Origin of the sequence: Bacillus sp. FSL P2-0069 (assembly GCF_038593315.1) — a bacterium.
Lineage (GTDB): Bacteria > Bacillota > Bacilli > Bacillales > Bacillaceae > Bacillus > Bacillus safensis.
In genome coordinates, this window is the sequence record NZ_CP151984.1 from 1,264,085 (window position 1) to 1,278,712 (window position 14,628).

Below are 14,628 nucleotides of genomic sequence, written 5' to 3' on the forward strand. Positions count from 1 at the left end.
ATTTAAGAAAATTGAATATTCTTATCAAGAGTAGGCAGAGGGACTAGCCCAATGAAGCCCGGCAACCGACTTCCATGAAGCACGGTGCTAATTCTTGCAGCAAGCGCTGAGAGATAAGATTCGGATGAATGACACGAAACAACCTCTTTAAGGCGCTCATGAAGCACTTGAAGAGGTTTTTTTATTGAACATATGCATGACGCAATCGAAAGGGGATTCCTAGTGAGTGAATTACTGGCAACATACGTATTAACACATCGAGAGGATGAACAAATAAATCGAAAAGCAGAGCAGATCGCGCTTGGTTTAACAGTTGGATCATGGACGGATTTGCCGCAGCTCAAAAAGGAGCAGGTTCAAAAGCATAAAGGCCGAGTTGAAAAAGTATTAGAAAAGGCTGTTCCAGCCGAAAATGGCCTTTATCAATCAGAGGTGACCATTGCTTATCCTGAGGCAAACTTTTCAGCTGATTTACCAGCTGTTTTCACGACCATTTTTGGAAAGCTTTCACTAGACGGAAAAGTGAAGCTAGTCGATATCCAATTTTCTGAAGAATTTAAAAAAAGCCTGCCAGGACCTGTATTTGGAATTGATGGCATACGAAAAAAGGTAAATGTGTTTGATCGTCCATTATTGATGAGTATTTTTAAAGGCGTTATCGGCCGTGATATGCAGGATTTAAAAGAGCAGCTCCGTTTACAGGCATTGGGCGGGGTTGACTTCATCAAAGACGATGAAATTTTATTTGAAAGTCCATTAGCTCCTTTTGAAGAGCGAATCAAAGAAGGAAAAGCGATTTTAAAAGAAACCTATGAAGAAACAGGACACCGCACACTGTATGCTGTCAATTTAACGGGCAGAACCTTTGACCTGAAGGATCGAGCGAGAAAGGCCGCTGAACTTGGGGCAGATGCGCTCTTATTCAATGTCTTTGCATACGGCCTTGATGTCATGCAAAGCCTAGCTGAGGACCCAGACATTCCACTGCCGATTATGGCGCATCCCGCTGTGAGTGGTGCTTTGACATCCTCTCCTGAATATGGATTCTCGCATTCTCTTCTTTTAGGCAAATTAAATCGATATGCTGGCGCTGATTTGAGCCTCTTTCCCTCACCTTATGGATCGGTTGCACTTCCGAAAAAAGATGCCATTGGAATCTATGAAGCTTGCGTGAAAGAGGATACGGTTCAAAAAACATTCCCTGTCCCGTCAGCAGGCATTCATCCAGGAATGGTTCCAGTATTGATCAAAGATTTTGGAATTGATCATGTGATAAATGCAGGTGGAGGCATTCACGGACATCCGGGGGGAGCCATTGGCGGAGGGAAGGCATTTCGTTCGATCATTGATGCAGTGATTCACGAAGAGTCCATCCGAGATAAGGCGGCTTCCTGCCAAGACTTAAAAGCGGCACTTGATCTTTGGGGAAGGGTAGCAGAATAATGAAAAAACCAATTGTATGCTGTGATTTTGATGGAACAATTACAAAAAATGATAATATCATCCGCATCATGAAACAGTTTGCACCAAGTGAATGGACGAAGCTGAAGGATGGTGTCCTGTCAAAGGAAATCACCATTCAAGAAGGCGTCGGGCAGATGTTTCAATTACTGAAAAGTGATCAGAAGGATGCCATTCAATCATTTATTTTAGAGGATACAGAGATTCGAGAAGGATTTAAGCAATTTGTCGATGAGGTAAAAAAATCAGATATTCCTTTCTATGTACTTAGCGGGGGGATGGACTTTTTTGTCTACCCCATCCTCGAAGGCATTGTCGATCGAGACGATATTTATTGCAACCATGCATCATTTGTGGAAGACCATATTCAGATTGAATGGCCGCATGCCTGCGATAAGCAATGTCAAAATGGCTGCGGATGCTGCAAGCCCTCAATCATTCGAAAGCTGACTCATGAGGATGACTTCATCATCATGATCGGAGATTCAGTGACTGATGTGGAGGCGGCGAAGCATGCGGATCTTACGTTTGCGCGCGACTACTTGCTCAATGAATGTCAAGAGCTCGGGCTCGTACACAAGGAATATGACACATTTATTGATCTACAAGCGCAATTTGTTCAAATAAAGGAAGTGAAGGAATGGCAGACGCAAAGAGCAAACGCTGGCAGGAGCTAGCAGACGTTAAACGTGAACTGGCTCAAAGAGATTGGTTTTTCGGAACAAGCGGTAATTTATCAATCAAGGTGTCGGATGATCCAATCACGTTTTTGGTGACGGCAAGCGGCAAAGATAAACGAAAAGAAACAAACGAAGATTTTGTGCTAGTAAATGCGGCAGGCCAGCCCCATGATCCGAACGAGCCGCTTAGACCATCAGCTGAAACACTGCTTCACACGTACGTATATGAACGGACGAAAGCAGGCTGCTGCCTCCATGTCCATACAATCGATAATAATGTGATGTCAGAGCTGTATGGGGATAAGGGAGAGATTCGTTTTAAAGGCAACGAAATCATCAAAGCGCTTGGTTATTGGGAAGAGGATGCAGAAGTGTCGATTCCGATTATTGAAAATCCAGCTCATATTCCGCAGCTTGCAGAGCAATTTGCCAAACATTTGACACTAGAGGCGTCATCTGGTGCTGTACTCATTCGCAATCATGGCATTACGGTCTGGGGAAAAACAGCCTTTGAAGCAAAACGAGTATTAGAAGCATATGAATTTTTATTTAGCTATCACTTAAAATTAGCGCTTTATCAACAGCAGCTTGTAAGATAAAAAGGAGGAAAAACACATGGCGACGATTTTGATTCATAATGAAGAGAACACATTACTTGAAAGCGAGCAAGAGGTAGCATCATATTTGGAAAACCAAGGGGTCATTTATGAGCATTGGGATATTGAAAAGCTGCCAAACCGTTTATCAGAAAAGTATGATTTAACCGATGAGGAAAAGGAAGAGATTTTGACTGTTTTCCAAAAGGAAATCCAAAGTATTTCTGAAAAAAGAGGGTACAAAGCGCAGGATGTCATTTCATTATCTGATGCCACGCCAAATCTTGATGAGCTGCTCCAAAACTTTAAACGTGAGCATCACCATACAGATGACGAAGTACGCTTTATTGTGAGCGGGCACGGAATCTTTGCTATTCAAGGCAAGGATGGCGTCTTTTTTGATGTGAGATTGAATCCAGGTGATTTAATTTCTGTTCCGCCAAACATTCGTCATTACTTTACACTTCAAGAGGATCGCAAAGTGGTCGCAGTTCGCATATTTGTCACAACTGAGGGCTGGGTGCCGATTTACGAGGAAGAAACGGTTTAATGATAGAGCTGATCATTCCGCATGAGGCGGAAGATCAGCTTTTTTTTAGGAAATTAGACATAAAATGAGAAAGAAAATAGTTGATTTTGATCTTCTGCATAGGATAAAATTCTGTTTAATCAATGTGTCAGTCCTGTCCAAATTTGAAGTTTACCCCCAAATTTGATTGGGTAAAAGGTCTTTAGGCTGTAAAAAATTAAATAAAATAAGCATATTTAATTTAATTTACAAATAAAGTATAATTTTGGTGTCGGATCATTTTGAACATAGACAGTCGAAATCATTGCGGGAGCTGAGATCATGAATATTTACGTAAGGAAAGAACAATTGCTGATGTCCATTGATGAGAAGAGAAAACAAATGGTAGAAGCTGCTCAAGTGGAAGGTTACACTGGTGAGAAGACAATTAAATATAGTCAAGAACTGGACAACCTGATGAATGAGTATCAGCATCTTCTTTTTCATGAGAAACAATCTGCCCCCTCCTTTCATGATCTTGTGTCTCAAATGAGTCTTTTATCTGTGAACCGCCCCTCTTATTGACATGAAAAACCGGTCTTGCATAAGCAAAACCGGCTGACATCTTCAGTTATGCTGAGTGAGCAGAAGGAAGCATGATCATGACAGTCGTTCCTTTATTCACTTCGCTATGAATATCAATTGTTCCGCCATACATCGAAATGATTCGTTTACACACGACAAGCCCAAGACCTGTGCCTTTTTCCTTCGATGTAATAAAGGGGAGGAAGATGTGCTTTAACATCTCTTCTGGTATGCCTTCACCTGTATCCTCTACTTTAATGATGACATGTTCTTTTTCAGCTTCGATCACAATCTTCAAATGACCGCCGTTTGGCATCGCTTCTAAAGAGTTCTTTGCTACATTTAAAACAACTTGTTTAATATGATCCTTTGTGCAATACACGCCCACATCTTGAATCGTATTGATTTGCAAATCCACTTCAACATTATAAAGATTTGCCTCAGAGAAAACGATCGGCATGATCTCACTTACAATTTCTTTTACAGAGTTATTCTGCCATTTTTCTGCCGTTGGTTTTCCTAATACAAGAAATTCACTGACGATTTGGTTGATCCGTTTAATTTCTTCCTCGATGACAGAAAAATAGAGCTGATCTTCTTCTGAATGATACTTCTTTTGCAATAGCTGGATAAATCCGCTAATCCCTGTTAATGGGTTGCGAATTTCGTGTGCTGTACTTGCTGCGAGTGTTCCGATCAATTCAAGCTTTTGCGCTTCATTTTGATGACGCTCCTGCTGAGTTTGCCGCCTTAACACGATATATTGGACGAGTGTGAATAAAATATTTAATAATATAAACGCACTGGATAAAGGGATGAGCATCACAGACAGCACTTCACTTGTTGAAGCACGCTGCGGAAAGACCTCCAGCTTCCAGCTGTTTTCATCTAAATATGTAGATACGGTGCTGCCGCCCTCGGGTACTGGCTGTGGACCGCTTGTAAAGACGACATGTCCATTTTGATTCAGCATCTTAAAATGAAGATCAGGGTTCAATACATTCATAATATTTCTTAAATAATCAATTTGAATGGCGGCAATCAGTACATTGGTGACCTCTTCGTTTTCATCGAGAACAGGCACACAAATGGAGAGAATCCGCTGTTTTGTAATTCGGCTTACATAGTTGTCTGTGATCACGGTCTGCTTGGTCACTTGAATGCGTTTAAAGTAATCTCTGAATGATAGGTTAATTTTTTCCTTTAACGGGGTGGTGCTTGCTGTTACATTTCCTTTTTTGTCTAGGAGATACAGACCTGAAAAACGAGGTTCTTGTTTATAGATTTTCTCTAGGATGTTTTGTACTTTTTTCGTCTCAAGCGGCTGGTCAAATCCCATGGCGAGGGAAGTTAATCTCGCTTCTGTTTCACTTATTAAATAATTCATTTGATTTTTGTGAATATTTAACATAAGTGTAGCGGTTTGTTTGTTCTTTAAATCGATTTTTTCAGTTTCTTTTTCATAGATAAAATAACTAATGATTAGGGTTGGAAGCATGACCAAAATAAGGTAAAGCCTGATCTTCTTCCAAAACCCTTTCAGTATACTCATCATTCATCGCTCCAACGTATTACCTAATAGACTTATTATAGCATTGAACCTATCTTTATTACGATGACTTGTGTGATTTTTAAAAAATTAGGTGATTCGTTCTGGTCTCATTTTCGTGCTAAAGATGGATCAAAATGTTGACATTTTACTTATTGTTTATTAATGTCACATTAGTGGGTTGCATTTCATAAAGGATGATAAAAAATGGAAAATCATAATGTTGAAAAATCATTGAAACTATTTATTGTATTATCACGTGCCTATCGCTCAATTAATCATCACATGAACAAACATATTGTGAAGCACGGGCTGAATCCAACTGAATTTGCTGTGCTAGAATTGCTGTATCATAAAGGTGATCAGCCGCTTCAGCAAATCGGTGATAAGATTTTACTTGCAAGCGGCAGCATCACGTATGTGGTTGATAAATTGGAGAAGAAAGAACTCCTCAGCCGCAAGGCTTGTGCAGAAGACCGCAGGGTGACATTTGCGCATATTACCAAGCAGGGACGAGCTTTGCTTGATGACATCTTCCCAGATCATGCGAAAGAAATTCATGAGATGATCAGTGTCCTCAGCGAAGAAGAGAAAGATGCCTGCATCGATATGCTCAAACATGTAGGGCTGCGTGCAAAGCATTTATATGATCATCAAGAATAAATAAAAAGGAAGCCGCTGGCTTCCTTTTCAGCGCGCAAGCAATCCCTCGCATTCAGTTGTCAGTCCTGCGTGCCGGTGCTCGTTCCTAGACTGCAAAGGTATTCTATCACGCTGAAAAGAAGACAAAGGGCTAAAATAGAGATCATTTTAGCCCTTTGTCAACAATCTGTAAAGAAGCCGCTGGCTTCTTTTTTTATTTCGCTTTTTTCTCAATCGGTAAAATGAGTACTTCTACACGCCGGTTTTTACTTCTGCCTTCTGCTGTATCGTTCGAGGCAATCGGTTTGAATTCGCCGTATCCTTTTGTACTAAAGTTCTCTTGGTTTAGATTGCTGTTTTCAAGAAGAATATTTAAAAAGTTCACAGCGCGAATGGCGCTTAAATACCAGTTTGATTCAAATTCTGAATTTCTGATCGGTACATTATCTGTATGTCCGCTAATGACAATGTCACGAGCAGGATTAATGACGAGCAGTTTTGAGATTTCTTTTGCTAACGGGACATCCTGAGGGCGAATAACTGCCCGTCCAGAGTCAAAGAAGATACTGTCCTCAATCGTAATGAGAAGACCTTCATCCGTAAGCTTTGTTTCGAGCTTTGAACCAAGTTTTTTATTTGCAATGAATGAATCGACCTGCTTTTTGACCTTTGTGAGAATCGCTTGGTCCCTAGCCTTTGCTTTGGCTTCTTCATCTTTCTCTTCCTCGGCTGCTTTCTTGACTTGGTTGCTGTTTTCAGTTTCTTCCGTGCTTTGCATGCTGGATTGATCCATAACACCAGTACCGCCAGTAAAAACTACATTAAAAGACTTAGCCATCTGTTCATATTTTGCCGCATCAATTGAACTAGATGCAAAGAGCACAATGAAGAGGGCGAGAAGAAGCGTTAGTAGATCGGCATAAGGGATAAGCCAAGATTCATCTACATGGTCTTCATGATCATGGTTTTTACGTTTCCTAGCCATTTTGATTTTCTCCTTCTTCAATGACAAGATTTGCACGTTCTTTTGCTGGTAAGTACATAAGAAGTTTTTGTTCAATGACTTTTGGAGATTGACCTTCAAGAACAGAAAGAATACCTTCGATCATAATCAGACGAAGCTTTACTTCTTCCTTTGATTTACGCTTCAGCTTGTTGGCAAATGGATGCCATAACACATATCCGGTAAAAATCCCAAGCAGTGTGGCGACGAAGGCAGCACTGATCGCATGTCCAAGTGCTTCAATATCTCCCATGTTGGCAAGTGCGGCAATAAGTCCGACAACGGCGCCAAGTACCCCTAGCGTCGGAGCGTATGTACCAGCTTGTGTAAAGATTAATGCACCTGACTGATGTCGTTCAGACATGGCGTCAACTTCTTCTGTTAAGACGTCTCGAATAAATTCAGCACTTTGACCGTCAACTGCCATGCTTAACCCGTTCTTTAGAAAATCATCATCGACTTCCTCAAGACTTGCTTCTAATGCCAAAAGACCTTCACGACGCGCAATTTGTGCCCAGTTTGAAAATAGAGGGATCATTTCTTGAATCGTTGGAAGCTGGCTGTCTTTGAAAATTTTGCCGAACAATTTTGGTGTTTTCTTAATTTCACTAGAAGGGAATGCGATGACAACAGCTGCAACCGTCCCAACAATGATGATTAATATAGCCGCCGGGTTGAGAAGAGCAGTTAGACTCACACCTTTCAAAACCATACCGACACCTAGTGCAATAAATGCTAAAATAATACCAATTAACGATGTTTTGTCCATTATCTCACCAAATCCTTTAACTATCTTTTTCTATAGTTAATATCGGTGTGTTCCAGAAGGGTTTTAGTCAGAATATAAAATTAAGACACTTTCTGTGAAGAATTTTTGACGAAAGCGCTTTCTATCTGCATAAAAAGAAAACTCCCTCTCATATAAAGGGAGTCTCCATTTAATCGTTTTGAGCGGGTTCATCTAAATGAAGCAGCTCTTTTAATTTTTCTTCATACATGATTTTAACAAGATCGTAGCTCCAATTCATCATGTGATCCACCTCTTTTTCTTTTATCGTAAAGGAAAAGAGGCGGGGGAGCGTCGTCGTTCAGATGGAACTTAGACGCCGCAACATGATGGAGATGCATATCATCCTGAAGATGTAGTTATCCTTTTTTTACGACGATTTCGTCATGTTCAACATCCACAGTAAATCCAGAAAGCTGCTCCTCTTCAAGCAGGATCTCCGTCATTTGGTCTTCAACGTGCTCTTGGATGGTTCTTCGAAGTGGACGAGCACCAAATGCAGGGTGATATCCAAGCTCTGCGATTTTTTCTTTCGCTTCATTTGTGACATGGACTGTTAAATTCTGCTCTTTTAATTGCTCTGACAGCTCATTGAGCAGAAGATCAACAATCTTCACTAAATCATCTCTGTCTAATGATTCAAACTGAATGATGCTGTCAAAACGGTTCAAAAATTCTGGTTTGAAGTAGCTGCTTAGTGAATCAATGAGTGATTGTTCCTCAATCGCTTCTTCCTGATCAGACTGAAAGCCGACCTTGACCGTTTTATCTGCGCTGCCTGCGTTACTTGTCATGATGATGACTGTATCTTTAAAGCTGACCGTTCTGCCTTGGCTGTCTGTTAAGCGGCCATCTTCCATGATTTGCAGGAACATGTGCTGTACATCTGGGTGTGCTTTTTCGATTTCATCCAGCAAAATGATGCTGTATGGTTTTCTGCGCACTTTTTCAGTCAGCTGGCCAGCTTCATCATGTCCAACGTAACCAGGAGGAGAACCGATGAGTTTGGACACAGAGTGTTTTTCCATGTACTCACTCATATCTAAACGAATGATCGCATCTCTTGAACCGAATAATTCTTCAGCTAACGTTTTAGACAATTCGGTTTTCCCGACACCTGTTGGTCCAACGAAAAGGAAGGAGCCTGTTGGTCTATGTTTCGATTTTAAACCAGCTCTGCTTCTTTTCACGGCTTTCGCCACTTTATCAACCGCATGTTCCTGTCCAATCACTCGTGCTTTTAGACGGACGTCAATTTCTTTCATTTTGGTTTGTTCGTCTGCTTGGAGTTTCCCGACAGGAATGCCTGTTTTTTGTTCCACAATGGCCTGAATGTCCTCTGCTGTAACGATATGCTCTTTTTCAGTTGTTTTGTTTTGAAGTCTTGCTTCAATGGCTTCTTCTTCATCGCGAAGCTTCGCTGCTTTTTCATATTGTTCTTCTTTTAGCGCAGCTTGTTTTTCTGCGGCAATTTGCGCTAGTCGGTTTGTCAGCTGATCTTCACTTGCTGCATCAATGGAGAGGTTCGCTTTTGAACCAGCTTCATCCATTAAATCAATGGCTTTATCCGGCAAATGACGGTCTTGAATATACCGCGAAGATAATTGAACGCACGCTTTGATTGCTTCATCTGAATAGGTGACACCATGATAGGCCTCGTATTTATCTTGAATGCCTTTTAAGATGTCGATTGCTTCATCTTGTGTTGGCTCATCTACGATAACGGGCTGGAAGCGCCGTTCGAGTGCAGCATCTTTTTCAATTTGGCGATATTCTTTTAATGTCGTCGCACCTACTAGCTGCAGCTCGCCTCTTGCAAGGGCTGGTTTTAAAATGTTTCCAGCATCCATTGATCCTTCTGCAGATCCTGCGCCCACAAGAAGGTGGATTTCATCTACAAATAAGATGATATTTTTACGGCTTTGCAGTTCTTTGATTAACTGCTTCATTCTTTCCTCAAATTGACCGCGTACACCTGTGTTTGCGACAAGTGAGGAGACATCTAATAAATAGATTTGTTTGTTCTTTAATTTATTTGGCACATCGCCGCTCGCAATTTTGAGCGCGAGTCCTTCTGCGATCGCTGTTTTCCCAACACCAGGTTCACCAATAAGAACAGGGTTATTTTTATTTCTTCTATTTAAAATCTCAATGACTCTTGCGACTTCTTCATCTCGGCCAATGACTGGATCAATTAAACCAGCATTTGCTCCATCTGTTAAGTTACGGCCAAGCTCATCGAGTAAGCCTTTTTGCTTTGGCTGCTCCATGTTTGGGGCATGACTTGCTGCCTGAGAGAAGAATGAACTTCCTCCAAAAAGCTGAGGTCCCATTTTCATTTTTGACTGCTCCATCAAAGAGGTATAGCAGTCTTCACATAAAACCATTTGGCTCCGGGACGAATTTACTTGCATATTCAGGCGAATAGTTGCTTCATTTACTTGACAATGTTGACAACGCATTTGCCATGACCTCCTTAAAATAAAGTTTGACTTTATTTGACCAATGAATGTTAAAGAAAATGGTCTATTGTTTGACCATCTTTGACTATAGTATACTCTGACCTATTTTGACTTTCAACTGTTTTGCTCAAAGGGGAATAAAAATCCTTTTTTGCATTTAATCATGGTTTGTCCTTCTTTTCAAGGAACTTGTCTCATAGGATAAAAAAGAGACAATCGAAAGTGATGGGTGCGGAGGGGTCACATGAAACGTTCAAATGAATCCGCTTTTCAGCTTGCCTTTGTTTATGTAGGAACAGTGGTTGGAGCTGGGTTTGCGACAGGGAAAGAAATCGTAGAATTTTTTGTTCGTTTTGGCTGGATTGGACTATTAGGGATCCTGATTAGCGGTGTTATTTTTACTGGCCTTGGGGCAAAAATGATGCTGATTTCGAAACGAATCGAAGCAGAATCTTATCAAGATATGAACCGTTTTTTATTTGGCGCAGCTGCGAGTCGATATATTAATATTGTCATGTTTTTTATTTTACTTGGTGTCACCTCAGTCATGATTTCAGGCGCAGGGGCTATTTTTGAAGAACAGCTTGGTATATCGAAGGAATATGGGATCTTTTTGACGATCATTTTGAGCGTCATTGTACTCTTTAAAGGTTCAAAAGGGCTATTTGGAGTCAACGTCCTTGTCGTTCCAATGCTGATTTTCTTTTCAATGATCGTGTTTCTTGATTCATTTGTGTTTAGCAGCAGTGAAAGTTATGTTCTTGCGCTGCAAATGGGTGAGGGCGAGTGGATATTATCAGCAGTGTCATATGGTGCCTTTAATTTAGCACTGTCACAGGCAGTGTTAGTACCCGTCGCAAATGAAATGACCTCTGAAGCAGTCATTAAAAAGGGAGCGGTGCTTGGGGGCGTCATGCTGACACTCATTTTGCTTGCTTGCTTCTTATCTCTTTCTTCATTAGATATGCTGGAGGCGTTTGATATTCCAATGGCCCAGGTAGTGTATCAAGTCGCAAACTCCATTCATCTCATTTATTTATTTGTCATCTTCGGTGAAGTTTTTACATCCGTCATAGGCAATTTATACGGGCTGGAGAGACAAGTGAGGGCATATATCCGAATGAACAGCATCTTTACGATATCCCTTATTCTCATATGCTGCTATGTGATTAGTAAAATTGGTTACGGTACACTGATTTCAACGGTTTATCCGGTTTTTGGCTATGTCAGCATCTTTTTTATCCTCTTTCTTTGTCTAAAAAAAGTGCCTGCCCCGCTAGATAAGTAAAGAAGGGATAGCCTGCATGAAAAATATGTGGTACACTATCCTCTGTGAAAATTGAACAAAAATCCGTGAAGACGGGAGAGGTTCTAGCAAAACCCTCTATAAAAAACTAAGGACTTGCCGTATCCTTGGATGTGGCATTTTTTATTTTTTATGGCTGGGACACCTCATACACATGTAAAGGTGTCTTTTCTTTTGAGAAAAATAGGGGTTTTCAGGAGCCTTTCAGATGCAGTGTTGTACGGTTGTACTCATCTGCAAAAGGAGGAGAACAGAAAATGAAAAATGAAAAAGCAGTCGTTGTCTTTAGCGGGGGACAGGACAGTACGACATGTTTATTATGGGCACTTCAACAATTTGAAGAGGTAGAAACCGTGACCTTTCATTATAATCAGCGTCATCAAGAAGAAATTGATGTCGCCAAAAGAATCGCAGACAAATTAGGTGTGAAGAATCATCTGTTAGATATGTCTCTTTTAAATCAACTGGCACCTAATGCTTTAACAAGAGATGACATTGACATTGAGGAAAAAGAAGGAGAGCTTCCTTCCACATTTGTACCAGGAAGAAACTTAGTGTTCTTATCTTTCGCCTCTATTCTTGCGTATCAAATTGGAGCAAGACATATTATCACAGGTGTTTGTGAGACAGACTTTAGCGGCTATCCAGATTGCCGTGACGAGTTTGTGAAATCTTGCAACGTCACAGTGAATTTAGCAATGGAAAAACCATTTGTGATTCATACACCACTGATGTGGCTGAATAAAGCAGAAACATGGAAGCTGGCAGACGAGCTTAATGCGCTGGATTTTGTGAAAAATGAAACGCTCACTTGCTATAACGGCATCATCTCTGATGGCTGCGGGGAATGTCCTGCGTGTAAGCTGCGGAAAAATGGCTATGACACTTATATGGAAATGAAGGAGGCAAAATAAATGCTTTCTCAAATCTATCCACAAACCGATCATCCATTTTCATTTGAATTAAATAAAGACATGCATGTTTCTGCTGCCCATTTCATCCCGCGAGAAGATGCGGGCGCATGCAGCCGTGTTCATGGTCATACGTACACCATCAATATCACGATTGCGGGAGACGAGCTAGATGAATCGGGATTCCTTGTCAATTTCAGTACATTGAAAAAGCTCATTCATGGGCAGTACGATCACACGCTGCTCAATGATCATGAGGAATTCTCATCAAACGATCGATACGCGATGCCAACCACTGAGGTGGTAGCAAAGACCGTACATGACAAAGTCGCAGCGTATTTATCGACTTTAGCGAACAAGCCGGCATGTGTTCAGGTCTTTGTCAGAGAGACACCAACAAGCTATTGCATTTACCGTCCGAAACGAGTTGAGATCAATGGCTAAAGCGATTCCCGTATTAGAAATCTTTGGTCCAACCATTCAAGGAGAAGGAATGGTCATTGGACAAAAAACCATGTTTGTCAGAACGGCTGGCTGTGACTACTCGTGCAGCTGGTGTGATTCCTCCTTTACATGGGATGGCTCAGCGAAGCATGACATTCAGTGGCTTGAGGCAGAAGACATTGTCAAAGAATTAAAAAGAATAGGCGGACAGGCTTTTTCTCATGTCACCATTTCAGGGGGAAACCCAGCCCTTTTAAAACAAATGGAATCCCTCATTGATTTACTGCATGAAGAGGGAATTGATACAGCGCTTGAAACACAAGGGACGATGTATCAGGAATGGTTTTTGAAAATTGATGATTTAACCATTTCTCCTAAGCCGCCAAGCTCGAATATGAAAACAGATTTTACGAAACTAACACGTATTTTAGATGAGCTGAAAAACGGAAATAGGTTGCAGCATGCTAGCCTGAAGGTCGTGATCTTTGACGATCGTGACTTAGCGTATGCGAAGGATGTTCATGCAAAATACCCTGAGCTTCCTTTTTATTTGCAGGTAGGAAATGATGACACGACGACAGCTGATGATGCGTACTTATTGACGCATTTATTAAAGAAATATGAAGCGCTTGTCGATCAAGTCGCGCAAGATCCAGACTTAAACCGCGTAAGAGTGCTGCCGCAGCTGCACACGTTATTGTGGGGAAATAAACGAGGCGTATAGAAAGGAAGAGATGACATGACGACAAGAAAACCAGAAGAATTAGAAGGTGTCACGCTACTGGGAAACCAAGGAACCAATTATTTGTTTGATTATGCACCACAAGTGCTTGAAACGTTTCCAAATAAACATACAAATAGAGATTACTTTGTGAAATTCAACTGCCCAGAATTTACCTCACTATGTCCGCAAACAGGTCAGCCTGATTTTGCGACAGTTTATATCAGCTATATCCCAAATGAAATCATGGTCGAAAGTAAATCGCTAAAATTATATTTGTTCAGCTTCCGTAACCATGGTGACTTCCATGAGGACTGTATGAACATTATTATGAACGACCTGATTGAATTGATGGATCCAAGGTATATTGAAGTTTGGGGCAAATTTACGCCAAGAGGCGGTATTTCCATTGATCCGTATACGAACTACGGGAAACCTGGCACGAAATATGAGGAAATGGCAGAATACCGTATGATGAACCATGATATGTATCCGGAGACGATTGATAATCGGTAATTATTCCGCTGTGTGAGACGGAGTGTGAAACGAATTGGTGTCACATTAAAGTGGAAAAAGTCACACCTGAAAATACTCATGGGAATTGTATGAAAAAGTGTGACCTGAGGTGCAACCTGAACTGTGACTTTTATGCAGTGAAAAATTGATAGTACAGAAGCAGATGAAGGCGTACAATTTGTACGTCTTTTCTTTTTTATCCGAAAGAAAAAATGCCTATTTAGAGATCATAGGCATTAAATATTATGATCATATCTTCATTTATTGTTTAAAGTTAAGTTTCTGATCCTTCTCTTTAACATTTGAAACAGCTCATTTTTGAATTTCATCAAAGTTCTCTTGAATATAGTCCATGACACTTCTGATTAGAACTTCACTTTCAAAATTGACTATCTCATTTATTTCTGACTGTTCTTTATCTGTTAGGTGATGGTATTGATGTTGTTTATCATTTACT

15 protein-coding genes and 2 riboswitches are annotated in these 14,628 nt (G+C 40.8%); of the genes, 11 read left to right on the forward strand and 4 right to left on the reverse strand.

Annotation, left to right across the window (positions count from 1 at the left end; translation table 11 throughout):
• Nucleotides 1–18 precede the first annotated feature (18 nt).
• Nucleotides 19–120: riboswitch (SAM riboswitch) on the forward strand.
• Nucleotides 121–192: 72 nt separating this feature from the next.
• The 5 genes from mtnW to NSQ34_RS06420 all read left to right on the forward strand — a co-directional run bounded on the left by mtnW (nucleotide 193) and on the right by NSQ34_RS06420 (nucleotide 3,830).
• Nucleotides 193–1,443: a 2,3-diketo-5-methylthiopentyl-1-phosphate enolase gene (gene mtnW, locus NSQ34_RS06400; protein WP_176967483.1), complete on the forward strand. Its 1,251-nt coding sequence runs from the start codon at nucleotides 193–195 to the stop codon at nucleotides 1,441–1,443.
• Nucleotides 1,443–2,138, forward strand: a complete 696-nt coding sequence (locus NSQ34_RS06405) for a 2-hydroxy-3-keto-5-methylthiopentenyl-1-phosphate phosphatase (RefSeq protein ID WP_034281534.1) — start codon at nucleotides 1,443–1,445, stop codon at nucleotides 2,136–2,138. Before mtnW ends, NSQ34_RS06405 begins: the two co-directional genes overlap by 1 nt.
• Complete coding sequence (locus tag NSQ34_RS06410) at nucleotides 2,102–2,740, forward strand: methylthioribulose 1-phosphate dehydratase (RefSeq protein ID WP_034281536.1); 639 nt, start codon at nucleotides 2,102–2,104, stop codon at nucleotides 2,738–2,740. The genes NSQ34_RS06405 and NSQ34_RS06410 overlap by 37 nt, the downstream gene beginning before the upstream one ends.
• Before the next feature lie 16 nt (nucleotides 2,741–2,756).
• Nucleotides 2,757–3,287 carry a cupin domain-containing protein gene (locus NSQ34_RS06415; RefSeq protein WP_034281537.1) on the forward strand — a complete coding sequence of 177 codons (531 nt, stop codon included), beginning with the start codon at nucleotides 2,757–2,759 and terminating at the stop codon, nucleotides 3,285–3,287.
• A gap of 300 nt (nucleotides 3,288–3,587) precedes the next feature.
• Nucleotides 3,588–3,830 (forward strand): aspartyl-phosphate phosphatase Spo0E family protein, encoded by a 243-nt coding sequence (locus NSQ34_RS06420; RefSeq protein WP_024424676.1) that lies wholly within the window; start codon nucleotides 3,588–3,590, stop codon nucleotides 3,828–3,830.
• 46 nt (nucleotides 3,831–3,876) lie between these two features.
• Here the strand turns inward: NSQ34_RS06420 and NSQ34_RS06425 are convergent, their stop codons facing one another.
• Nucleotides 3,877–5,382, reverse strand: coding sequence for an ATP-binding protein (locus tag NSQ34_RS06425; RefSeq protein ID WP_034281538.1), 1,506 nt, complete (start codon nucleotides 5,380–5,382; stop codon nucleotides 3,877–3,879).
• A gap of 204 nt (nucleotides 5,383–5,586) precedes the next feature.
• Between NSQ34_RS06425 and NSQ34_RS06430 the strand changes: the two genes are divergently transcribed.
• Nucleotides 5,587–6,042 (forward strand): MarR family transcriptional regulator, encoded by a 456-nt coding sequence (locus NSQ34_RS06430; RefSeq protein ID WP_034281539.1) that lies wholly within the window; start codon nucleotides 5,587–5,589, stop codon nucleotides 6,040–6,042.
• 193 nt (nucleotides 6,043–6,235) lie between these two features.
• Here NSQ34_RS06430 and motB read toward each other — a convergent pair whose 3' ends face one another.
• The 3 genes from motB to NSQ34_RS06445 all read right to left on the reverse strand — a co-directional run bounded on the left by motB (nucleotide 6,236) and on the right by NSQ34_RS06445 (nucleotide 10,273).
• The gene (motB, locus tag NSQ34_RS06435; protein ID WP_144496609.1) at nucleotides 6,236–7,006 is read right to left on the reverse strand and encodes a flagellar motor protein MotB; all 771 of its coding nucleotides are present in this window, start codon (nucleotides 7,004–7,006) and stop codon (nucleotides 6,236–6,238) included.
• Complete coding sequence (gene motA / locus NSQ34_RS06440; protein WP_024424680.1) at nucleotides 6,999–7,793, reverse strand: flagellar motor stator protein MotA; 795 nt, start codon at nucleotides 7,791–7,793, stop codon at nucleotides 6,999–7,001. The genes motB and motA overlap by 8 nt, the downstream gene beginning before the upstream one ends.
• A gap of 377 nt (nucleotides 7,794–8,170) precedes the next feature.
• The gene (locus NSQ34_RS06445) at nucleotides 8,171–10,273 is read right to left on the reverse strand and encodes an ATP-dependent Clp protease ATP-binding subunit (RefSeq protein WP_120207160.1); all 2,103 of its coding nucleotides are present in this window, start codon (nucleotides 10,271–10,273) and stop codon (nucleotides 8,171–8,173) included.
• Nucleotides 10,274–10,517: 244 nt separating this feature from the next.
• Here NSQ34_RS06445 and NSQ34_RS06450 point away from each other — a divergent pair, with 244 nt between their 5' ends.
• The 5 genes from NSQ34_RS06450 (at nucleotide 10,518) to queF (ending at nucleotide 14,171) form a co-directional block, all read left to right on the forward strand.
• Nucleotides 10,518–11,561, forward strand: a complete 1,044-nt coding sequence (locus tag NSQ34_RS06450; RefSeq protein ID WP_034623360.1) for a membrane protein — start codon at nucleotides 10,518–10,520, stop codon at nucleotides 11,559–11,561.
• A gap of 71 nt (nucleotides 11,562–11,632) precedes the next feature.
• Nucleotides 11,633–11,677: riboswitch (PreQ1 riboswitch) on the forward strand.
• A gap of 159 nt (nucleotides 11,678–11,836) precedes the next feature.
• The gene (queC, locus tag NSQ34_RS06455; protein ID WP_024424683.1) at nucleotides 11,837–12,493 is read left to right on the forward strand and encodes a 7-cyano-7-deazaguanine synthase QueC; all 657 of its coding nucleotides are present in this window, start codon (nucleotides 11,837–11,839) and stop codon (nucleotides 12,491–12,493) included.
• Complete coding sequence (gene queD, locus NSQ34_RS06460) at nucleotides 12,494–12,934, forward strand: 6-carboxytetrahydropterin synthase QueD (protein ID WP_034281544.1); 441 nt, start codon at nucleotides 12,494–12,496, stop codon at nucleotides 12,932–12,934. It begins immediately after the preceding gene.
• Nucleotides 12,927–13,658 (forward strand): 7-carboxy-7-deazaguanine synthase QueE, encoded by a 732-nt coding sequence (gene queE / locus NSQ34_RS06465; protein WP_176967482.1) that lies wholly within the window; start codon nucleotides 12,927–12,929, stop codon nucleotides 13,656–13,658. Before queD ends, queE begins: the two co-directional genes overlap by 8 nt.
• Nucleotides 13,659–13,673: 15 nt before the next feature.
• Entirely contained in the window at nucleotides 13,674–14,171 is a 498-nt protein-coding gene (gene queF / locus NSQ34_RS06470) for a preQ(1) synthase (RefSeq protein WP_024426839.1), read from the forward strand.
• Nucleotides 14,172–14,628: the final 457 nt, after the last annotated feature.